A 20,318-nucleotide genomic window follows, 5' to 3' on the forward strand; every position below is an offset into this window, starting at 1 on the left:
GAGAAAGACAGCGATGACCACCCACGCGACACAACGTCGACGTAGTGCTCTCGCCAGGATGGAGGCCCGCCAGGCGCTGGGGTTCGCAACCCCGGCCCTGGTGGGCCTGGCCCTGTTCACCGTCGTCCCGGTGACACTGTCCGTGGTGATGAGTTTCTTCGACTGGCCGACCTTCGGCGAGCGGACGTTCAACGGCGGCGCCAACTTCCCGCGCCTGTTCGAGGACCCGAACTTCCTGCCGGCGCTTCGGAACTCGCTGGTGTTCACGCTGCTCTACGTTCCGACCAACATCATCCTGTCCCTCGCGCTGGCTCTTGGACTGGGCCCGAGGATCCGCGGACGTGGCGCGCTCCGGGTGCTGTTCTTCATCCCCGTGGTGACGCCGATGGTGGCCAACGTCCTGGTGTGGAAGATGCTGCTCCAGCCGCAGGGGCTCTTCAACGGCATCGCGGTCAGCTGGTTCGGCGTCGAACTGCCCAACTTCCTCGCCGACAAGAGCTGGGCGATGATCATGGTCGTCGTCATGAGCGTCTGGCAGGGACTGGGCTACAACATGCTGATATTCTCGGCCGCCCTCGAACAGCTGCCCGACTCGGCCATCGAGGCGGCCCTGATCGATGGCGCCCAGGGGTGGCGGCTCACGTGGGGCGTCGTCCTGCCGATGATCTCCCCAGCCATCTTCTTCGCCACGATCATGACCATGATCACGGCACTCCAGGTGTTCGTGCAGCCCCAGCTCCTGACGGGGGGTGGCCCGGGCAATGCCACCATGCCGCTGGTGATGTGGATCTACAACCAGGGCTTCAAGTTCCAGGACCTCGGGCTCGCTGCGGCGGGGGCGTGGATCCTGTTCGCGCTGATCATCGGCATCACCGCCATCCAGTTCAAGGCCCAGAACCGATGGGTGCACTATGAGCACTGAGTCCCACACCCCACCCGAGGACCGGGTCGCCGGCCGTGCCCTCATGGGCCGCGGAGAGCGCGTCCGGCTCGTGCTGGCCCACGTCACCGTCTACGTCGCCGCGCTGCTGTTCATGCTGCCGCTCATCTACGCGTTCTTCTCCGCGCTCAAGCCCAACGGCGAGATGTTCGCCATGCCCCCGCGGCTGATCGGCTCCGAGGTGCGGTGGAGCAACTTCGCAGAGGTGTTCGCCTTCGGCCCCTTCTGGACCTACATCCGCAACTCGCTCTTCGTGGCCGTCGCGGGCACCCTGGTGGTCCTCATCGTCTCCACCACCGCGGGGTATGCGTTCGGGCGGCTCCGCTGGAGGGGCCGCGACCTGGTCTTCATCGCGTTCCTCGCCACCCTCATGGTGCCCGCGGAGGTCCTGGTCATCCCCATGTTCCAGGTCATGCAGTGGTTCTCGTGGGTCGACACCTTCAAGGCCCTGATCTTCCCGTTCGCGTTCGGCGCGTTCGGCACGTTCCTGATGCGCCAGTTCTTCCGCGGGATCCCCTACGAGCTGGAGGAGGCGGCCCGCGTCGACGGCGCCGGCCCCATCCGCACCTTCGTGCTGATCCTTCTGCCGCTGTCCAAGTCGGCGATCGCGGTGCTCAGCGTCTTCACCTTCCTCAGCTTCTGGAACGCGTACCTCTGGCCGCTCATCGTCACCGTCGACTATCAGGCCAAGGGCACGCTGCCGATCGGGTTGGCGAGCTTCTCGGGCCTCACCGGCACCAGGTGGGACCTGCAGATGGCTGCCGCCATCATCTCGATGATCCCGACGACGCTGCTGGTCGTCATCCTGCAGAAGCACCTGGTCAAGGGCATCGCCATGGCCGGTCTCGGGGGGCGCTGACATGGGGCTGATCGCAGGAATCGACATCGGGGGGACGAAGATCTCCGCCCTCCTCGTCGACGACGACGGCCGGATCCGCGCCCGGGGGGTGGTGGCCGCACCGGCCCTCGATGGCGGACCGGCGATGGCCGACGCGGCCGCCGGGCTGGTCCTGGGCCTCGCTTCTGGGGCGGGCGAACCGCTCGTAGCCGCGGGAGTGGGTGCGGCCGGGGTGATCGACTCGGAGCGCGGTGTCGTCCGGGCCGCCTCCGGGCTCTTCGCCGGCTGGGCCGGGTTCCCCCTCGCCGACGAACTCGCTGCGAGGCTGGCGGTCCCGGTCAGGATCGAGAACGACGTCAACGCCTTCCTCCAGGGCGAGGTGTCCTGGGGCGCCGGCGGCCGTGACGTGCTGGGCCTGATGCTGGGCACGGGCGTCGGCGGCGCCGTGGTGCTCGACGGCGAGCTGAGGCACGGTCCCCACGGCGCGGCCGGCGAGATCGGCCACACGCCCGGCTACAGCACCGACGTGTGCACGTGCGGCCAGACGGGGCACCTCGAGACGGTGGCCTCCGGTCGCTCCATCGGGCTGCGCTATGCGCAACGCACCGGTACAGCAGGCCTGGACGCGCAAGCGGTGGCCGAACTGGCGCGGGCCGGTGACGACGACGCCCGTTGCGTCTACGCCGACGCAGGGCGTGCGGTCGCCCTCGCCGGAGCCACCGCCGCCGGCCTCCTCGACCTCACCACCGTCATCGTCGGCGGGGGAGTGGCGCTTGCCTGGGACCTCCTGGAGCCGGCGATCACCGAGGCACTCGCCACGGACTCACCCGTCTCAGGCATCGCCCTGCACATCCGGCCGGCGATGCTCGGGGGCGACGCCGTGGCGCTGGGCGCCGTCGCGGCCGCCCGTCTCCACCTCCCATCGGCGGCGAGGATCGCATCATGACCAGGCCCGAGGCCCACGAGATCTGGATGGGCCCCCTGCCCGCGCTGCGGCCGGGCGGCCTGGCCCGGCCTCGCATCGGCATAGCCGGCATCTCCATCGAGTCCAGCACGTTCTCGCCGCACCTCTCGGGCGACGAGGCGTTCACCCTCCGCGCGGGCGCCGCCCTGCTTGCCTACTACCCGTTCCTCGACCCGGGGCGCGACCTGCGAGAGGCCGCGGACTGGGTGCCGCTCCACCATGGGCGCTCACTCCCTGGCGGCGCAGTGCGCCCCGAGACCTACCGCCGGATGAAGGAGGAGATCCTCAGCGGTATCGCCGAAGACGGTCCTTTCGACGCCTTCTTCCTCGACATCCACGGCGCCATGAGCGTCGTGGGCATGCGCGATGCGGAGGGCGACCTCGCCACCGCGGTCCGTGCGGCACTGGGCGACGACACCCTCGTGGCGACGTCGATGGACCTGCACGGCAACGTGTCGCGGCAACTTCTCGACGCCGTCGACCTGATCACGTGCTACCGGATGGCGCCCCACGAGGACTGGCTCAACACCAAGGAGCGGGCGGTGCACACGCTCCTCACCCGGCTGCGCTCCTCGACGGGCGCGGATCCCGTCGCCCGCCGGCCATGGAAGGCCTGGCTGCAGGTGCCGCTGCTGCTGCCCGGCGAGAAGACGAGCACGAGGCTCGAGCCGGCCCGCGGGATCTACGCGGACGTGGCCGACGTGGCTGCGCTGCCGGGCGTGGTCGACGCCGCGCTCTGGGTGGGATATGCCTGGGCCGACGAGCCGCGCTGCCAGGCGGCCGTCGTCGTCACGGGGGACGACCCGGGTCTCATCGCCTCGGAGGCGCAGCGGCTGGCCCAACGCTATTGGGACGCCCGCGACGACTTCGCCTTCGTCGGCCCGACGGCGACCTTCGCCGAGGCCCTCGACGCGGCGCTGGCCGACGGCGCCAGCCACCCCGCCGTCATCTCGGACTCGGGCGACAACCCCACCGCCGGCGGCGCCGGGGACGTCTCATGGTCCCTCGGGGAGTTGCTGGCAAGGCCCGAGCTGCAGGGGCCCGGACGGGTGGTGATCCACGCGTCCATCTTCGACGCCGAGGCTGTCGCCCGGGCGGTCGCGGCGGGCACCGGCGCGACGGTGACCCTCGAGGTGGGCGGGCGCGTCGACCCAGGCCCGCGGGGCCCGGTCGCGCTCACGGGCGAAGTGCTCTCCGTCACCGACGGTGATCCCACCGCGGGCACCCAGGTGGTGATCCGGGCCGGCAGCGTCCACGCGATCATCACGGAACGCCGCAAGCCGTTCCATCACCTGGCGGACTTCCGCATGCTCGGGCTGGAGCCCACGGAGGCGGACGTGGTGGTGGTGAAGATCGGCTACCTCGAGCCCGAACTGCACGAGCTGGCGGCCCGCTGGACCCTGGCGCTCACCCCGGGCGGGGTCGACCAGGACCTGCTGCGCCTCGGCCACCGGAGCCTCGCGCCCGGCGTCTACCCCTTCGACACCTCCGTGCCCGATCCTGACCTCACCCCCGTCGTCACCCGACGCTGACAAGGACCCTGACCATGCTGAACTTCGAGAAACGCACCGGCCCTGACCTCGGCGCCGACGCCCCCGTCTACCCGGTGGCCGGGGTCCCTGACTGGTACCGCGACGCCAAGCTCGGGTTCTTCATCCACTGGGGCCTCTACTCGGTCCCCGCATGGGCCACGGCGCACGGCGAGCGGGCCATCCCCGTCGAGGACGCCTACACGCACCATCAGTACGCCGAGTGGTACGGCAACACGGTCCGCATCCCCGGGAGCCCCACATGGGTGCGGCACCAGGAGGTCTACGGCACCGGCACCAGCTACGAGGATCTGGCGGACCTGTGGCGGGCCGAGGCGTTCGACGCGGAGACGCTCGTGAGCGAGCTCGTGGACGCCGGAGCCCGGTACATCATCCCCACGACCAAGCACCACGAGGGTTTCTGCCTGTGGGACACGCAGACGACCGGGTTCAACTCGGTCCGTCGCGGCCCGCGCCGAGACCTCATCGCGGAGATCCATGACGCCACCCGCCGCGCCGGCGCCCGCTTCGGCGTCTACTTCTCCGGGGCCCTGGACTGGCACGTCAGCGACTTCCCGCCCATCGAGTCCGACACCGACCTCTTTCGCTTCCGCCGCAACGACGAGCTGTTCTCCCGGTACTCCGCCGCCCAGCTGGAGGAACTCATCGCGCGGTTCGCGCCTGAGGTCCTGTGGAACGACATCGAGTGGCCCGACGGCGGCAAGGGCCGCCAGGACCACGCCGTCGCGGCCCTGCTCGGCCGCTACCTGGCGGCCGTGCCCGACGGCGTCGTCAACGACCGCTGGGGTGTGCCGTACCACGGCTTCCTCACCCGCGAGTACAGCTACATCGCCGACATCCAGGACCAGGTGTGGGAGTCGACGCGGGGCCTCGGCTTCTCCTTCGGCTACAACCAGGCCGAGGACGCGGGGCACAGCCTGTCCGGGGCCGCGCTGATCCGGATGTTCGTCGACGTCGTGGCGAAGAACGGCAACCTGCTCATCAACGTCGGTCCGCGGGCTGACGGCTCCATTCCGGACCTCCAGCGTGCGGCGATGCAGGAGCTGGGCGCGTGGCTGCGCGTGAACGGTGATGCGGTCTACGGCACCCGGCCGTGGATCCGCTGCCGCGAGGAGGCCGGGGTGCCCAGGGTCTATACGGCGTCGGCGGGGGCGGTCCACCTGCACGTCCTGGACCCGGCGGCCGGGGCCGTCGAGCTGCCTCCGGAGCTGGCGGATCCTGCGACGGCGGTGTGGGCAGACGGGTCGACCGCGGTCGTGGACCGCGGCGTGGCAGTGGTCCCCGATCACCTCCGCGGCGCGCCGGTGGCGGCGCTCACCCTCACCTGACGCGACCGCCGCTTGACACCCCAGCGACCCGGCTGGCCCAATGGCTGCATGGCAAGTCAGCCGCGACGACGGGTGCGCGCCGCCGACGTGGCGGCCGCGGCCGGGGTGTCCCCGACGGCGGTCTCCTTCGTCCTCAACGGGCGCGAGGGCGGCAACATCTCCGCGGAGACCACCAAGCGCATCCTCGAGACCGCCAAGCGGCTCGGATACGAGCCGCACCACACTGCCAGGTCCCTGCGCAGCAACACCACGCACTCGCTTGGGCTCGTCACCGACGCGGTGGCCTCGTCCCCGTTCGGTGGGCGTCTCCTCGCCGCGGCGGCGGAGCGCGCCGAGGCACACGGGCACGTCATGCTGGTGATGGATCTGCACTCCAGGGACGACCGTGAGACCACGGCCATCCACGAGCTCGAGCGACGCCAGGTGGACGCGCTCATCTACGCCAGCATGGGATTCCGCATCATGACCGCGCCCCCGAAGACGCACCTGCCCCTGGTGCTGGCCAACTGCACCACCGAGCGCGACGAGACCCTCAGCATCTTCCCCGACGACGCCTCCGGGGCCACCCACGCACTTGAGCACCTCGCGGACCTCGGCCACCGCCGCGTCTCGATGCTCAGCGGCAACTGGGACCCGCTCGGGCCCCGAGACGATCAGGGCAACATCTCCGGCCCCCTCCGGCGAGACGCCTTCCTGGCGGCGGCCCGTCGACGGGGCGTGGACGCGACCGCCGTCGAGTCCGGCTGGGAGATCGACGACGGCTACCGCGCCGCGATGACCGCCCTGGACCGGCCCGCGGACCAGCGGCCCACGGCCCTGTTCGCCATCACCGACCGCGCCGCCGTCGGCGCACTGCTGGCCGCCGCGCGGCTCGGGCTTTCGGTGCCTGACGACCTGTCCCTGGTCGGCTTCGACGATCAGGAGAAGATGGCCGAGTTCACGGTCCCGCCGTTGACCACCGTCGCCCTGCCGCACGCCCGGATGGGCGACGAGGCGGTGTCGATGGCCCTGGCGGCCGCTGTCGGCCGGCCGGTGGAGGAGCCGCGACGCGCCCTTCCCTGCGAGCTGCTGGTCAGGGAGTCGACGGCGCCACCTCGCTGATCGACACCCGCGCGCCGTCGGTCGCGTCCAGGCGCCAGCCCGCGTCGCCGCGCCACACCGACGGCACCCCGCCCCGCGGGTAGAGCTCCAGCACCGGCCCGTCCACCCAGATCTCCGCGCCCGAGCCGACGGCAACCGTGCCGAACCGGTCGTTGACCAGGTTTGCGCCCTGTCCGTCGACGACGAGCCAGGCGTGCAGCCCCTCCAGCGAGGTGCCGGTGAACGGCCGCGAACCGTGCAGCAACGCCCCCGCGGCGCACGGGTCGACGGCGGACGTGACCACCCCGTCGCGTAGGGAGAGCCGGCGGGGGAGCGTCATGCACCCCGCGTGGTCGGCGACGGCGGGGTCCTGGTCGGCCTGCCTGACCCAGCCGAGCAGCAGGGGGCGACCGTCCGCCTCGGTGACCTGGGGGGCGTAGAAGTCGTTGCCGTTGTCGAGCACGTTCAGCCGCTCCCCGGTGAACCGGGGCAGGCCGTCGACCAGCTCGACATCGCCCACCACCGCGACGACGCGACCGAGCACGCCCCGGTGCTGCAGCGACAGGATGAGCACCCAGCGGCCGTCGACGCGGACCAGCTGCGGGCACTCCCAGATGTCCGCCGGATCGGCGGCGGCGAACGCCGGGTCAGCCGAGGTGGCGAAGAGCCCCTCGTAGGTCCAGGCCGTCTCGTGGTCGCGGTTGAACAGCAGCACGGCCGGCGAGCCGTCGCGGAGCCCCGCGCCGAGGATGGCCCAGCGCCGGCCGCCCACGTCGAAGACGAATGGGTCGCGCATTACCGCGATGTCGTCGGCCTCGGGCGTGCCGGCCACCACGACGGGGTCTCCCCAGGTGAGGAGGTCGTCTGAGCCGTACCGCAGGCACACGGTGCTGCGGTGCGACGCGTCGGCGATCGCGGAGTACGCCACCGTCGGGTGCTCCCCGCCGGGCACGAAGCAGCCGGACCAGCAGCCGAACTCATCAGGCCCCCCGGGCGTGGGCGAGAAGGCGATGGGGTGGTGCGTCCAGGTGGCGAGGTCGCGCGAGGTGGCGTGGCCCCACGCGATCGCCTCGTGCCAGGGCCCGGCAGGGTTGTGCTGGTAGAAGACGTGCCACACGTCACCCACCCTGGTCATGCCGTTGGGGTCGTTGAGCCACCCGCCCGAGGCGGGCCGCAGGTGGTAGTCGGTGTGAGCTCCAGTGGTCACGGTTCATCCTCACGGGTAGTAACTCGGTTTAGTTCGACGACGCCCCTAACTCACGATCCCCGGCCGAAGGTCACGAAATGATCACGGAAGCTGCGGCGGGGTTGACACGGGGCGCCAACTCTTTGCATAGTGTAGTCACCTAATTCGATTTAGGAAACCTCAGGATCACGGCCCGCCAGAGCAGGCGGCCAGCACTGGAAGGACACGCAATGAAGCGCACAGGACGAGCACTCGCCGTCATGGCCATCGTCTCCGGACTCGCACTCTCGGCCTGCGGGCGGGCAGGCGAGGGCGGCACCGACGGCGGGACCGACGGCGACGGCCCCACGCAGGTCACCCTCTGGACCCACTCCGCCGGCAACCCCGCCGAGCTCGAGGTCTACAACCAGATCATGGCGGACTTCAACGAGTCCCAGGACGACTACGAGGTGGTCTCCGAGTCGTTCCCGCAGGGCGCCTACAACGACGCGATCGTCGCGGCCGCCACCTCCGGCGACCTCCCCTGCCTCCTCGACATGGACGGCCCCATCGTCCCCAACTGGGCGTGGGCCGGCTACATCCAGCCGCTCGGCATCTCCTCCGAGATCACCGACTCCCTGCTGCCCACCGCCGTCGGCATGTGGGACGACGAGGTCTACTCCGCCGGCTACTGGGACGCGGCCCTGGCCATCTTCGCCCGCAAGTCGGTGCTGGAGGCCAACGGCATCCGCGTGGCCACCATCGATCAGCCGTGGACCCAGGACGAGTTCGACGGCGCCCTGCGCACCCTCAAGGCCGCCGGCTACGACACCCCGCTCGACATCGGCGCCGAGGACGCCGGCGAGTGGTGGCCCTACGCGTACTCCCCGATGCTGCAGAGCTTCGGCGGCGACCTGATCGACCGCTCCACCTTCCTCACCGCCGAGGGCGCCCTCAACGGGCCCGAGGCCGTGGCCTGGGGCGAGTGGTTCCAGGGCCTGTTCACCGAGGGCCTTGCCTCCAACACCGGCACCATCGGCAACGAGGAGTTCAACCGCGACGAGGTGGGCCTGAGCTACACCGGCGTGTGGAACGCGCTCGGCTCGATCGAGGCGGTCGGCGACGACCTTGTCATCCTGCCCCCGCCGGACCTGGGCCAGGGCCCGAAGATCGGCGGCGGCTCGTGGCAGTGGGGCATCTCGTCCGAGTGCTCCGGCGCGGCCCTCGACGGCGCCCGCGCCTACCTCGAGTTCTCCTTCGCCCCCGAGTACGTTGCGGCGTTCGCCGACAAGCAGATCGTCATCCCCGCCACCGAGGAGGGCACGGCGCTCAGCGAGTACTTCGGCGAGGAGGGCGTGCTTCGGCCGTTCACCGAGCTCACCCAGTTCGCGGTGCTGCGCCCCGAGACCCCGGCCTACGCGGTGATCTCCACCACCTTCGAGACCGCCGCCATGGACATCATGAACGGCGCGGACGTGAAGGTCGTCCTCGACCAGGCGGTCAAGGACATCGACGCTGACATCGCCAACAACGACGGCTACGGCTTCTGATGCACCCCGGCCGGGGCCTCCGGGCCCCGGCCCCCATCATCCGGAGGACACACACCCATGACAACTCCACGCTCCGCCGCGCCCGCCGCGGCCGTCCCGGTCGCCACCACGGCCGCACCCATGAAGAAGCGACGTAAGGGCCAGGGCCACGGCGCGGCCTACGCCATGGTCGCCCCCGCGGCACTGCTGCTGCTCCTCTTCCTCGTCGTCCCCGTCGGGCTCGCGTTCGGTCTCTCGTTCACCAACGCCCGCCTCATCTCTCCCAACCCGCCCCGCTTCGTGGGCCTGGACAACTTCATCCGCGCCTTCACGGCGGACCCCACGTTCGTCCGGTCGCTGATCAACACGTTCCTCTTTGCGGTGGTGGTCGTCCCGGTGCAGGCGGGCCTGGGGCTGCTGCTGGCCATCCTGGTCAATCAGAAGCTGCGCGGCACCACGTTCTTCCGCATCGTGTTCTTCATCCCGGTGGTCACCTCCATCGTCGTGGTGTCCATCCTCTGGCGGTTCATGTACCAGCCCGACGGCATCGTCAACTCCTTCATCGACATGATCACCTTCGGCGCGTGGGAGAACATCGCCTGGCTCAACAACCCCAGCACCGCGCTGCCGGCCATCATCATCATGTCCATCTGGCAGGCGGTCGGATTCCACATGATCATCTGGCTCTCCGGGCTGCAGACCATTCCCGAGGAGCTCTACGAGGCGGCCCGCATGGACGGCGCCGACGCCTGGCAGCAGTTCAAGAACGTCACCTGGCCAGGCCTCAGGCCCACGATGATCTTCATCCTGGTCACCATCACCATCGCGGCCCTGGGCCTCTTCGTGCAGATCGACGTGATGACGCAGGGCGGCCCGGTGGACTCCACCACCACGCTGGTCTTCCACGCCGTGCGGCGCGGATACCGCGAGCAGCAGACCGGCTACGGCGCCGCGATCTCGCTGATCTTCTTCGTGCTGGTGCTGATCATCGCGATGATCCAGCGCTTCCTGACCCGAGACAAGGACTGACATGGCCAAGACTGCCGGCATGGCGGCGGAGAAGCGCCGCCGCAAGATCCTGATCTACATCCCCATGGCGATCCTCGCGGTGATCTTCATGTTCCCGCTGATCTTCATGTTCGTCTCCAGCCTCAAGCCCGACGCCCAGATCCTGGCCGACGTGGACAACATCCGCGCATTCCTCCCGGTGGGCGACATCTCCTTCAACAACTACGCCGACGTGTTCGAGCGGGTGCCGTTCTGGCAGTTCCTGTTCAACTCGATCGTCGTCACGGTGCTCATCGTCGGCCTCGGCCTGGTGGTCAACTCGCTGGCGGGGTTCGCGCTGTCCCGGATGGAGTGGAAGGGCCGCAAGCTGCTGCTCACCGTGGTCATCGCCACGCTCATCGTGCCGTTCGAGACCATCGCGGTCCCGATGGTCTACTGGGTCAGCAAGCTGCCCACGCTGGTGTTCGAAGGCGGGCTGCTCAAGTACGACTTCGGCTGGCTCAACACCTACGAGGTGATGATCGTGCCGTTCATCGCCAACGCGTTCTCCATCTTCCTGTTCACGCAGTACTTCTCCACCATCCCCGTCTCCATCGACGAGGCGGCCCGCATCGACGGCGCAGGCTGGTTCGGGATCTACTGGCGCATCATCGTGCCGCTGTCCGGCCCGGCGTTCGCCACCGTCGCGATCCTCACCTTTCTCCCGGCCTGGAACTCGTACCTGTGGCCGTTGATGGTGGTGCAGCAGGAGTCGCTGCGGCCCGTCATGGTGGGCATGCAGTACTTCTTCCAGCTCAACACGGCCTGGGGTGAGGTGATGGCGTACACGTCGCTCATCACGCTGCCGGTGCTGCTCGTGTTCCTGGTGTTCCAGCGGGCCTTCGTCAGCTCGATCGCCTCCAGCGGCGTGAAGGGGTGATCGCGTGCTGAGACTCGCTGACCACTGGGTGTGGGACAGCTGGCCCGTGCGGGGCGACGACGGGGAGCACCACCTGTTCTTCCTGCGGGCATCGCGGGCGCTGCTCGACCCGGACCGGCGGCACCGTCGGGCCTCCGTCGGGCACGCCCGGTCGTCGGACCTGGCGACCTGGGAGCTGCTCCCCGACGCGCTGGTGACCTCCGACGAGCCCGCCTGGGACGACGGCTCCACCTGGACGGGCTCGGTGGTCAAGGCCGACGACGGCACCTGGCGGATGTTCTACACCGGGGTGTCGCGGGCGGAGGGCTGGCTGGTGCAGCGGGTCGGGGTGGCGGAGTCCGACGACCTCGTCACGTGGCGGCGCCGCCTCGACGGCCCGGTCTGCGAGGCGGACCCGCGCTGGTACGAGAAGCTCTCGTCCGGGGCGTGGTTCGACGAGGCCTGGCGCGATCCGTGGGTGTTCCGGGGCGACGACGGGCTCTGGCACATGCTGGTCACGGCCCGCGCCGCGTCGGGTGATCCTGCCACCCGGTCCGTGATCGGTCATGCCGTCAGCTCCGACCTGGACTCGTGGGAGGTGCGGCCACCTCTGTCGGCGCCCGCCGGCTGGGGGCAGATGGAGGTGCCGCAGGCGGTCGTCGTCGACGGGCAGCCGTTCCTCATCTTCTGCTGCTGGACCGACCTCGAGGACGACCGGCGACGGGAGCAGGCCACGGGCGGCATGTGGTTCGTGCCGGGGGAGTCGTCGCTCGGTCCCTGGGACTTCGACGCCGCGGGCACGTTCGACCATCCGAGCCTCTACGCGGCCCGCCTGATCGAGCGGACGCCGGGTGACTGGGTCATCGTCGGCTTCTCCGACAAGGTGGGCGGGGTGTTCCAGGGCGAGATCCTCGACCCGATCGCCGTGGTGCGGGAAGGCCGGGCCTTGCGGCTGGCCTGACCCGCCCGCCGCACTCCGAGGTGCCGTCCTTCACCGCTGGCTGAGGTGTGAGGAGCGAAGCGACGAGCCTCGAAGCCTGAGAAACGTTCCTTGTCAGCCTACGTTTCGGAGGCTTCGAGGCCGCTTCGCGGCACCTCAGCCAGGGGGAGCGCCACCTCAGCCAGCGAGACGGGCGGGGTCGAGATCGACTCGACGCAGCAGCTGCGCGTTCAACGCGACGATGATGGTCGACAGCGACATCAGCAGGGCCCCAACTGCAGGCGACAGGACGACCCCGACGGGCGCCAGCACCCCCGCGGCCAGTGGCACCGCGACCACGTTGTACCCCGCCGCCCACACCAGGTTCTGGAGCATCTTGCGGTAGCTCGCCCGCGAGAGGTCGATCATCGACAGCACAGCCCTCGGATCGTTGCCGGCCAGCACCACCCCAGCGGACTCCATCGCGACATCCGTCCCCGCCCCGATCGCGATGCCCACCTCGGCGCGCGCCAGGGCGGGCGCGTCGTTGACGCCGTCGCCCACCATGGCCACGGTCAGCCTGCGACCCTGCAGCCCGGTCACCTTCGTGTCCTTGTCCTGAGGCAGCACCTCGGCGAACACCTCATCGATGCCCAGCTCCGCGCCGACGGCCTCGGCCACCTGGCGCGCGTCGCCGGTGACCATGGCCACCCGCACGCCGCGATCCTGCAGAGCCTTGACCGCTGCGCGCGACTCCGGCCGGACCCGATCCTCGACGGCGACCGCGCCGATGATCTCGCCGTCGCGGATGACATGCAGGACACCGGCCCCCCGCCGCGACCACGATCGCGTCTGCTCGGCGACGGCCGCCGGCGCCTCCAGCGACAGTTCGCGCAGCAGTGCCGGGCCCCCGACCCGGATCACTGCGCCGTCGACCATCGCCCTGACGCCGCGGCCGGTCGAGGCGGAGAACTCTGTCGCGCGCCGCCGCGCGCCGGCCGCCTCCGGATGCTCCGCCGCCGCGACGACGATCGCCCGCGCGACGGGGTGCTCGCTGTCCGCCTCGGCAGCTGCGGCGAACGCCAACAGCTCCCCCTCGGAGGTACCAGGCGCTGCCGCGACACCCGTCACCGCGTGGGCGCCCTCGGTCAGCGTGCCGGTCTTGTCGAAGAGCACGACGTCGATCGTGCGCATCCGCTCCAGCGCCATCCGGTCCTTGATGAGGACGCCGCTCCTGGCCGCACGCTCGGTGGAGATGGCGATGACAAGCGGAATTGCCAGGCCGAGCGCGTGGGGGCAGGCGATCACGAGAACGGTGACCGTCCGCACCACCGCCTCGTCCGGGCTGCCCAGCAGCGTCCAGGCGATCGCCGTGAGGATGCCGGCGCCGAGGGCGAACCAGAAGAGCAGGGCCGCGGCGCGGTCCGCCAATGCCTGCGCCCTGGACGACGACGCCTGCGCATCGGCCACCATCCTCTGGATGCCCGCGAGGGCGGTGTCGTCGCCGGTGGCCTGGACGCGCACGCGAACGGTGTTGTCGGTCGCGACGGTGCCGGCGACGACGAGCTCGCCCTCGCCGCGCGCCACCGGCTGTGACTCCCCGGTGATCATCGACTCGTCGAACTCGGCCGCCCCGACGACGATGGTGCCGTCGGCGGGCACCCGGGCGCCGGCCCGGACCAGCACCACGTCGTCGACCGCCAGGTCCCCGATCGGGACGACGACCGTCCCGTCGTGGGTCACCCGCTCCGCCTCGCTGGGCAGCAGCTCGGCCAGCGCCTCCAGCGCGGACGACGCCGCGCCGAGCGCCCGCATCTCCAGCCAGTGGCCCAGCAGCATGATGGTCACCAGCAGCGCCAGCTCCCACCAGAAGTCGAGTTCGAAGCCGCCCAGGCCGAGGGTGGTGACCCAGGAGGCAAGGAATGCGACGCTGATGGCCAGCGAGATCAGGAGCATCATCCCGGGCCGCTGCGTTCTCAGCTCGTGCCATCCACCCCTGAGGAATGGGACCCCGCCGTAGGCGAAGATCGCCGTGCCGAGGACCGGTGGGATCCACGTCGACCCGGGGAACACCGGCAGGTGGTACCCGAGCAGGTGCGCGACCATCGGGCTGAAGGCCACCACGGGGACGGTCAGCATCAGCGACACCCAGAACCGGTTCCTGAACATCGCCGTCGAATGCCCGGCGTGCTGGCCCTGCGTGTGGACCTGCCTCCCGTCCGGGGTGGCCGAGGGAGGGGCCGAAACGTGATGATCGTGGTGCCCGGAATGCTCCATGTCTCCGTTATATACCCCCAGGGGGTATCAATCAAGGGTCGCGCTGATCTTGACCGGATCTTCACCGTCCCGGCTTGGGTTTGGGCCCTCCGAGGGTGCACGCTCGATGTATGAGGCACCTCACCCGACGGCATGTCCTGCTCGGCGGCGTCGGCGTCGCCGGTGCGGGACTCCTGTCCTCGTGCGGCGCGCCGCTGCCCGGATCGCCATCGGCCCACGGCGGCACACCGGCGGTCTACCCGACGCCTGCGCTGACGGCCGCGCCCGGTCGCACCACCGTGGAGGCAACGCTGCGCCCCAGGCCGGTCACGCTCGATCTGGGCGGTGTCACCGCCCGGACTTGGGGGTACGACGACGCGGGGGCCACCCTGCTGCGCGGCACCGCCGGGGACCTGTTCCGGGTCACCGTCGACAACGAACTGCCCGCGTCCACCAGCGTCCACTGGCACGGCATCCGCCTCCACCACGCAGCCGACGGCGTGCCCGGAGTCACCCAGCACCCGATCGAGCCGGGGACCGGCTTCGCGTACGAGTTCGTCGCGCCCGACCCCGGGACGTACTTCTTCCATCCGCACTCCGGGGTGCAGCTGGACCGGGCCCTCTACGCGCCGTTCATCGTCGACGACCCGGCCGAGCCGGGTGACTACGACGACGAGTGGGTCGTGGTCCTCGACGACTGGACCGACGGCGTCGGCCGAAGCCCCGACGACATCGTCGAGGAGTTCAGGGCCCAGAACGGCGCGGTGTCCGGGGGGATGGGGCACGGCGGGCACGACATGGGCGGGATGCCCGGCGCCGGATCCCCGCTGGGTGACGCGGGCGACATCGAGTACCCGCACTACCTGATCAACTCTCGCGTGCCCGAGTCCCCCGCCACGCTCGACGGTCGGCCGGGGCAGCGGATCCGGCTGCGCCTCATCAATGCCGCCTCGGACACCATCTTCCGGCTGGCGCTGGGGGAGCACACGCTCACCGTGACCCATTCAGACGGGTACGCGGTGGAGCCTCAGGAGACGCGTGCTCTGTACCTGGCGATGGGGGAGCGGTACGACGTGACGGTCACCCTGGGGGCCGGGGTGTTCCCGCTGGTGGCACGCCCGGAGGGCAAGCAGGGGCTGGCGCTGGCGGTGGTCCGGACGGCGTCCGGGGAGGCGCCCACCCCGAATACCCCCGTGCGCGAGCTCGAGGGTGGCGCTCTGCTGGGCACCGAGCTGCGGGCAGCCGCGGCGTCGCGGCTGCCGGACCGAGACGTCGACACCACCCTCGACGTCGAGTTGAACGGCCAGATGGACCCGTTCGGCTGGGGGATCAACGGGCGGAAGTTCGGCGACCACGAGCCCTTCGAGGTCGGCCCGGATCGGCGCATCCGCATGCGGATGACCAACATGACGATGATGGCCCACCCCATGCACATCCACGGCCACACCTGGGGACTGCCGGCCAGCGGTGGGCTGCGCAAGGACACCGTCCTGATCGCGCCGATGCAGAGCATCGAGGCGGACCTGATCACCGACAATCCCGGCGAGTGGATGCTGCACTGCCACAACATCTACCACGCGGAGGTGGGGATGATGACCACCATGCGCTACGTCTGAGCGCCCACCTCGAATCGATTAGTATCTGCGTATGCACGCGGATAACGAGACCCTAGACGTGTCCTCCGAGTTCGTCGACCTAGCGGCGGAGGTGCTCGCGCTCCTCGCGGAGCCCACGCGCATCCGGCTCATCCTCGCGCTCCACGCCGCCGACGAGCTTTCCGTCGGGGAGCTGGCCGACGTGGTGGGCAAGAACCCCTCCGGGGTGTCGCAGCACCTGGCCCGGCTGCGGATGGCGCGCATGGTCACCACCCGCCAGGACGGCACCAAGGTCCTGTACAAGCTGGCCGACGAGCACGCGCTCGGGGTCATCCTCGAGGCCGTCAGGCAGGCTGAGCACTCCGTCGCGGCCGCCGGGCAGACCCCGCTGCACCACACCGTCGGCGACGACGCCGCGCCGCGCTTCGGGTCCCCGGAGCAGAGCCCGCGCCGCAGGTCCGGCGACGCCTGAGCGAGGGGGACACCATGCTGACCGTTCTGGGCAACCGCACGTACCGGAACCTCTTCTCCGCCCAGGTGATCGCACTCCTGGGGACAGGGTTGCTCACTGTCGCGCTGGGGCTGCTGGCCTTCGAGGTCGCCCCCGAGGGCGCCGGCGCAGTCCTGGGCCTCGCGATGACGATCAAGATGGTGGCCTACGTGGGCGTCGCGCCCGTGGTGTCCGCGCTCGTGGCGCGCGTGCCACGGAAGCCGTTGCTGATCTCGGCCGATCTCGCCCGGGCCGCCGTCGCGCTGTGCCTGCCGTTCGTGAGCCAGGCGTGGCAGATCTACGTGCTGATCTTCGTCCTCCAGGCCGCGTCGGCCACCTTCACGCCGGCGTTCCAGGCGCTCATCCCCTCGGTGCTTCCGGACGAGCGGCAGTACACCCGCGCGCTGTCGCTGTCGCGGCTTGCCTACGATATGGAGGCACTCGTCAGCCCGATGCTCGCGGCGGTCCTGCTCACGGTGGTGGGCTACCAGGATCTGTTCCTGGGCACGGTCCTCGGGTTTGCGGGCTCGGCAATCCTGGTCGCCGTGACCGGGCTTCCCCGCGTAGCGGCGCCGCCGTCCTCGCCCTTCCTGGACCGGCTCACCCGCGGGACGCGGTGGTTCTGGGACGCGCCCGAGCTGCGCGGACTCCTGGGCCTCAACCTGGTGGTGGCCGCCTCGACGGCGATGGTCATCGTCAACACCGTCGTGATCGTGCGCGGGCAGCTCGGGGGCGGCCAGAGCGACATGGCCCTACTGCTCGCTGCCTACGGAGCCGGGTCGATGCTGGTCGCGCTGGCGCTGCCTGGCCTGCTGGACCGGCTGCCCGACCGCCGGGTGATGCTGGCGGGGGCGTCGATGCTGCCCGTGGGGCTGGCGGCGGCGGCCCTCGTCCTGGCCGTGAACGGGGACCTCGTGTGGCCGCTCCTCCTCGGGATCTGGTGCGTGATCGGCGCCGCCACCTCGGCGGTGCTGACGCCGTCGGCCCGTCTGCTCCGCAGGAACTCCACGCCCGAGACCGCCCCCTCGGTGTTCGCCGCCCAGTTCTCGCTGTCGCACGCCTGCTTCCTGTTCACCTATCCGCTGGCCGGCGTTCTCGGCGCAGAGATCGGAATGCCCGGTGTCGCGGTGTTGCTCCTTGTCATCGTGATGGTGGGGCTGCTGTGGGCGCGTCGCGCATGGGCGGAGGTCGGCGCATCACGCCTGCGCTCCCGCGGGGCGCGTCTATCATCGACGCGTGAGCGATTGTCATAGTCCCAGGCCCTCCGGGGCCGCCCTGCATGCCTCGATCCCCGCGACGGGGGTGAGGGGACGATGATCGTCGAATGGTTGCTGCTGCTGGCAGTGGTGGCACTGATCGCCGCGAACGCCATGTTCGTGGCCGCCGAGTTCTCGCTGGTCACGGTGGACCGGCCCACCGTCGCGCGGCTCGCCGAGACCGATCCGAAGGCCAGGTCGCTGCGCGAGGCGCTGCGCACGATGTCCACCCAGCTCTCGGGCGCCCAGCTGGGCATCACCGTGACCAGCCTGGTTGTGGGCTTCATCGCCGAGCCGTCTATCGCCGCGCTGCTGGAGGTACCCATCCGCGCCGTCGGCCTGCCGGAGGAGACTGCGTCAGTGGTGGCGTTCGCCGCGGCGTTCGTCGTCGCCACCATGGTCCAGATGGTGTTCGGGGAGCTGGTGCCGAAGAACTGGGCCATCGCCGAGCCGCTGAAGGTGGGCCGCGCGGTGGTGGGGTTCCAGCGCGGGTTCACCTGGGTGAGCCGCCCGCTGCTGTGGTTCCTGAACGGCAGCGCGAACGCGATCGTGCGCGCGCTGGGCATGGAGCCCCGGGAGGAGCTCGCCTCAGCGCGCTCCGCGCAGGAGCTGGGCTCGCTCGCGGCCCGCTCGGCGCAGCAGGGCCTCCTCGGCGAGGGCCTCGCCCGCAGGCTCGAGCACTCCGTCGCGCTCGGTGAGCGCACCGCGTCAGACGCGATGACCCCGCGCCCCCGGGTCCGGTTCCTCGAGCTCGACCAGAGCGCCGCCGACGTCCTCGACGCCGTCCGCGCCACCGGCCACGCCCGCTTTCCCGTCCTTGGTGACAGCGTCGACGACGTCCGCGGCGTCGTCCACTTCAAGGACGCGCTCGCGGTGCCGGCCGGCGAGCGTTCCGGCACGAGCGTCGAGGGCCTCATCCGCCCCATCCGGGCCGTCCCCTCGACGATGCCGCTCGGCTCCGTCCTCGAGGCGCTGCGCCAGGGCGTGCAGATGGCCGTGGTGGTCGACGAGTACGGCGGCACGGACGGCATCGTGACGCTGGAGGACGTGGTGGAGGAGATCGTCGGCGAGATCGACGACGAGCAGGACAACCCCACGCGCGCCCACCGCCAGCTGGGGGAGCGGCGATGGTCCTTGTCAGGGCTGCTTCGCCCCGACGAGGCCGGCGAGACCCTGCACATCGAACTGCCCGAGGGGCGCGAGTCGGACACCCTCGGAGGCCTCATCACCGAGCAGCTCGGCCGCTTCCCGCGGGTGGGCGACGAGGTGCTGCTCGCCGTCCGCGACGAGTCCAGACCCGACGACGACGGCCTCCCGTCCCCGGCCGTCGCACGCCTGCACGTCACGCGGCTCGACGGCTGGCGCGTGGACAGGCTGGTGCTGACCATCGAGGACCTCGCCGACGTCGAGGAGGGTGAGAAGAATGCTTGATACCACCGCCATCCTCATCGCCGTAGCGCTGCTGATCGGCAACGCCTTCTTCGTCGGTGCCGAGTTCGCGCTCATCGCGGCCCGCCGCACCCAGATCGAGCCGCGCGCGGCCGCCGGCTCCCGTTCCGCCCGGATCACGCTGCGGGCCATGGAACGGGTGTCGCTCATGATGGCCGGCGCGCAGCTGGGCATCACCATCTGCTCGCTGGGCCTGGGCGCGATCGGCGAGCCGGCCGTCGCCCATGCCCTCGAGATCCCGTTGGCGGCAGTCGGCATCACGGGTGCCGCCCTGCACACCGTGGCGTTCATCATCGCCTTGGCCGTGGTCGTGTTCCTGCACATGGTGCTGGGCGAGATGGTGCCGAAGAACATCGCCATCTCCGGTCCCGAACGCTCCGCGATGATCCTGGGCCCCGTCCTGTACGGCATCGTGTTCGTGCTCCGGCCGGTGATCTGGCTGCTCAACTGGATCGCCAACGCGGTCCTGAGGCTGCTCAAGGTGGAGCCGAAGGAGGAGGTGGCTTCGGCGTTCACGGCCGACGAGGTGGCTGCCTTCATCGCCGAGTCCCGCGAGGAGGGGCTGCTGGAGGACCGCGAGCACCAGCTGCTCAGCGGCTCGGTGAGCATCGGCACCGAGACGGTGGAGGCGGTCATGGTGCCCCTCGAGCAGCTGGCTACGGTGCGCCGCGGCTCCACCCCGGCGGATGTGGAGGCGGCGTTCGTCCGCACCGGTTACTCGAGGTTCCCCGTCGCGGAGGAGGACGGGCAGATCGACGGGTACGTCCACCTCAAGGACTTCCTCGGGCTGACGGACGACGAGATGGACAGCGCTCTGGACGAGCGGGTCGTCCGCCCGCTGGCCACCATCGCCAAGGACGCCACCCTGGAGGCCACGCTCGCGGCGATGCAGGCGGGCGGCACCCACTTCGCGCTGGTGATCGACGGCGACGACACCGTCGGTGCGGCCATGCTCGAGGACGTCGTCGAGCGCCTGATCGGTGAGGTCAAGGACGCCGCGACGGTGTCGCGGGGCTAGGCTGGCGCCCTTCCCGCCGACCCGGGGTGCCACAT

At 70.5% G+C, this 20,318-nt stretch carries 17 protein-coding genes; 15 read left to right on the plus strand and 2 right to left on the minus strand.

The features are described from left to right. Positions 1-13: 13 nt before the first annotated feature. The 6 genes from ACX1D3_RS05685 to ACX1D3_RS05710 are packed head-to-tail and all read left to right on the plus strand — an operon-like array spanning position 14 to position 6,721. A complete protein-coding gene (locus tag ACX1D3_RS05685; protein WP_458996015.1) occupies positions 14-922 on the plus strand; it encodes a carbohydrate ABC transporter permease in 909 nt (302 codons plus the stop codon). Further along, positions 912-1,799 (plus strand): carbohydrate ABC transporter permease, encoded by an 888-nt coding sequence (locus ACX1D3_RS05690; protein ID WP_458996016.1) that lies wholly within the window; start codon positions 912-914, stop codon positions 1,797-1,799. Before ACX1D3_RS05685 ends, ACX1D3_RS05690 begins: the two co-directional genes overlap by 11 nt. Before the next feature lies 1 nt (position 1,800). Then, a complete protein-coding gene (locus tag ACX1D3_RS05695) occupies positions 1,801-2,724 on the plus strand; it encodes an ROK family protein (RefSeq protein ID WP_458996017.1) in 924 nt (307 codons plus the stop codon). Continuing rightward, positions 2,721-4,274, plus strand: coding sequence for a M81 family metallopeptidase (locus ACX1D3_RS05700; RefSeq protein WP_458996018.1), 1,554 nt, complete (start codon positions 2,721-2,723; stop codon positions 4,272-4,274). The genes ACX1D3_RS05695 and ACX1D3_RS05700 overlap by 4 nt, the downstream gene beginning before the upstream one ends. Positions 4,275-4,288: 14 nt before the next feature. After that, positions 4,289-5,620 carry an alpha-L-fucosidase gene (locus ACX1D3_RS05705; protein ID WP_458996019.1) on the plus strand — a complete coding sequence of 444 codons (1,332 nt, stop codon included), beginning with the start codon at positions 4,289-4,291 and terminating at the stop codon, positions 5,618-5,620. 48 nt (positions 5,621-5,668) lie between these two features. After that, positions 5,669-6,721, plus strand: coding sequence for a LacI family DNA-binding transcriptional regulator (locus tag ACX1D3_RS05710; RefSeq protein ID WP_458996020.1), 1,053 nt, complete (start codon positions 5,669-5,671; stop codon positions 6,719-6,721). On the opposite strand, the gene ACX1D3_RS05715 is transcribed toward ACX1D3_RS05710, so the two are convergent. After that, positions 6,693-7,907, minus strand: coding sequence for a glycoside hydrolase family 32 protein (locus ACX1D3_RS05715; protein ID WP_458996021.1), 1,215 nt, complete (start codon positions 7,905-7,907; stop codon positions 6,693-6,695). The two genes, ACX1D3_RS05710 and ACX1D3_RS05715, sit on opposite strands and share 29 nt — an antisense overlap. Before the next feature lie 209 nt (positions 7,908-8,116). Here ACX1D3_RS05715 and ACX1D3_RS05720 point away from each other — a divergent pair, with 209 nt between their 5' ends. From ACX1D3_RS05720 to ACX1D3_RS05735, 4 genes are read left to right on the plus strand one after another with little or no spacing between them, the layout of a single operon-like run. Continuing rightward, positions 8,117-9,415 carry a sugar ABC transporter substrate-binding protein gene (locus tag ACX1D3_RS05720; RefSeq protein WP_458996022.1) on the plus strand — a complete coding sequence of 433 codons (1,299 nt, stop codon included), beginning with the start codon at positions 8,117-8,119 and terminating at the stop codon, positions 9,413-9,415. Between the two features lie 57 nt (positions 9,416-9,472). Continuing rightward, positions 9,473-10,423 (plus strand): carbohydrate ABC transporter permease, encoded by a 951-nt coding sequence (locus ACX1D3_RS05725; RefSeq protein WP_458996023.1) that lies wholly within the window; start codon positions 9,473-9,475, stop codon positions 10,421-10,423. Position 10,424: 1 nt separating this feature from the next. Then, positions 10,425-11,321: a carbohydrate ABC transporter permease gene (locus ACX1D3_RS05730; RefSeq protein ID WP_458996024.1), complete on the plus strand. Its 897-nt coding sequence runs from the start codon at positions 10,425-10,427 to the stop codon at positions 11,319-11,321. A gap of 4 nt (positions 11,322-11,325) precedes the next feature. Further along, entirely contained in the window at positions 11,326-12,261 is a 936-nt protein-coding gene (locus ACX1D3_RS05735) for a glycoside hydrolase family protein (protein ID WP_458996025.1), read from the plus strand. Positions 12,262-12,417: 156 nt separating this feature from the next. Here ACX1D3_RS05735 and ACX1D3_RS05740 read toward each other — a convergent pair whose 3' ends face one another. After that, the gene (locus ACX1D3_RS05740; protein WP_458996026.1) at positions 12,418-14,496 is read right to left on the minus strand and encodes a copper-translocating P-type ATPase; all 2,079 of its coding nucleotides are present in this window, start codon (positions 14,494-14,496) and stop codon (positions 12,418-12,420) included. A 110-nt stretch (positions 14,497-14,606) separates the two neighbouring features. Between ACX1D3_RS05740 and ACX1D3_RS05745 the strand changes: the two genes are divergently transcribed. Genes ACX1D3_RS05745 through ACX1D3_RS05765 form a run of 5 tightly spaced genes read left to right on the plus strand, consistent with a single transcriptional unit; the run spans position 14,607 to position 20,283 of the window. Next, complete coding sequence (locus ACX1D3_RS05745) at positions 14,607-16,091, plus strand: multicopper oxidase family protein (RefSeq protein WP_458996027.1); 1,485 nt, start codon at positions 14,607-14,609, stop codon at positions 16,089-16,091. 31 nt (positions 16,092-16,122) lie between these two features. After that, the gene (locus tag ACX1D3_RS05750) at positions 16,123-16,542 is read left to right on the plus strand and encodes an ArsR/SmtB family transcription factor (RefSeq protein WP_458996028.1); all 420 of its coding nucleotides are present in this window, start codon (positions 16,123-16,125) and stop codon (positions 16,540-16,542) included. 14 nt (positions 16,543-16,556) lie between these two features. After that, positions 16,557-17,813, plus strand: a complete 1,257-nt coding sequence (locus ACX1D3_RS05755) for an MFS transporter (protein ID WP_458996029.1) — start codon at positions 16,557-16,559, stop codon at positions 17,811-17,813. A 60-nt stretch (positions 17,814-17,873) separates the two neighbouring features. Beyond that, positions 17,874-19,247, plus strand: a complete 1,374-nt coding sequence (locus tag ACX1D3_RS05760) for a hemolysin family protein (protein WP_458996030.1) — start codon at positions 17,874-17,876, stop codon at positions 19,245-19,247. Beyond that, entirely contained in the window at positions 19,240-20,283 is a 1,044-nt protein-coding gene (locus tag ACX1D3_RS05765; RefSeq protein WP_458996031.1) for a hemolysin family protein, read from the plus strand. The genes ACX1D3_RS05760 and ACX1D3_RS05765 overlap by 8 nt, the downstream gene beginning before the upstream one ends. The last annotated feature ends 35 nt before the right edge of the window (positions 20,284-20,318 follow it).

Source organism: Tessaracoccus yangjingae, from assembly GCF_054483935.1.

Bases quoted from the DNA above. Each gene is read 5' to 3' on its own strand.
- ACX1D3_RS05705 (WP_458996019.1), top strand. From the start codon at position 4,289: ATGCTGAACTTCGAGAAACGCACCGGCCCTGACCTCGGCGCCGACGCC.
- ACX1D3_RS05700 (WP_458996018.1), top strand. From the start codon at position 2,721: ATGACCAGGCCCGAGGCCCACGAGATCTGGATGGGCCCCCTGCCCGCG.
- ACX1D3_RS05760 (WP_458996030.1), top strand. From the start codon at position 17,874: ATGATCGTCGAATGGTTGCTGCTGCTGGCAGTGGTGGCACTGATCGCC.
- ACX1D3_RS05755 (WP_458996029.1), top strand. From the start codon at position 16,557: ATGCTGACCGTTCTGGGCAACCGCACGTACCGGAACCTCTTCTCCGCC.
- ACX1D3_RS05685 (WP_458996015.1), top strand. From the start codon at position 14: ATGACCACCCACGCGACACAACGTCGACGTAGTGCTCTCGCCAGGATG.
- ACX1D3_RS05690 (WP_458996016.1), top strand. From the start codon at position 912: ATGAGCACTGAGTCCCACACCCCACCCGAGGACCGGGTCGCCGGCCGT.
- ACX1D3_RS05765 (WP_458996031.1), top strand. From the start codon at position 19,240: ATGCTTGATACCACCGCCATCCTCATCGCCGTAGCGCTGCTGATCGGC.
- ACX1D3_RS05745 (WP_458996027.1), top strand. From the start codon at position 14,607: ATGAGGCACCTCACCCGACGGCATGTCCTGCTCGGCGGCGTCGGCGTC.
- ACX1D3_RS05750 (WP_458996028.1), top strand. From the start codon at position 16,123: ATGCACGCGGATAACGAGACCCTAGACGTGTCCTCCGAGTTCGTCGAC.
- ACX1D3_RS05720 (WP_458996022.1), top strand. From the start codon at position 8,117: ATGAAGCGCACAGGACGAGCACTCGCCGTCATGGCCATCGTCTCCGGA.
- ACX1D3_RS05695 (WP_458996017.1), top strand. From the start codon at position 1,801: ATGGGGCTGATCGCAGGAATCGACATCGGGGGGACGAAGATCTCCGCC.
- ACX1D3_RS05710 (WP_458996020.1), top strand. From the start codon at position 5,669: ATGGCAAGTCAGCCGCGACGACGGGTGCGCGCCGCCGACGTGGCGGCC.
- ACX1D3_RS05725 (WP_458996023.1), top strand. From the start codon at position 9,473: ATGACAACTCCACGCTCCGCCGCGCCCGCCGCGGCCGTCCCGGTCGCC.
- ACX1D3_RS05740 (WP_458996026.1), bottom strand. From the start codon at position 14,496: ATGGAGCATTCCGGGCACCACGATCATCACGTTTCGGCCCCTCCCTCG.
- ACX1D3_RS05730 (WP_458996024.1), top strand. From the start codon at position 10,425: ATGGCCAAGACTGCCGGCATGGCGGCGGAGAAGCGCCGCCGCAAGATC.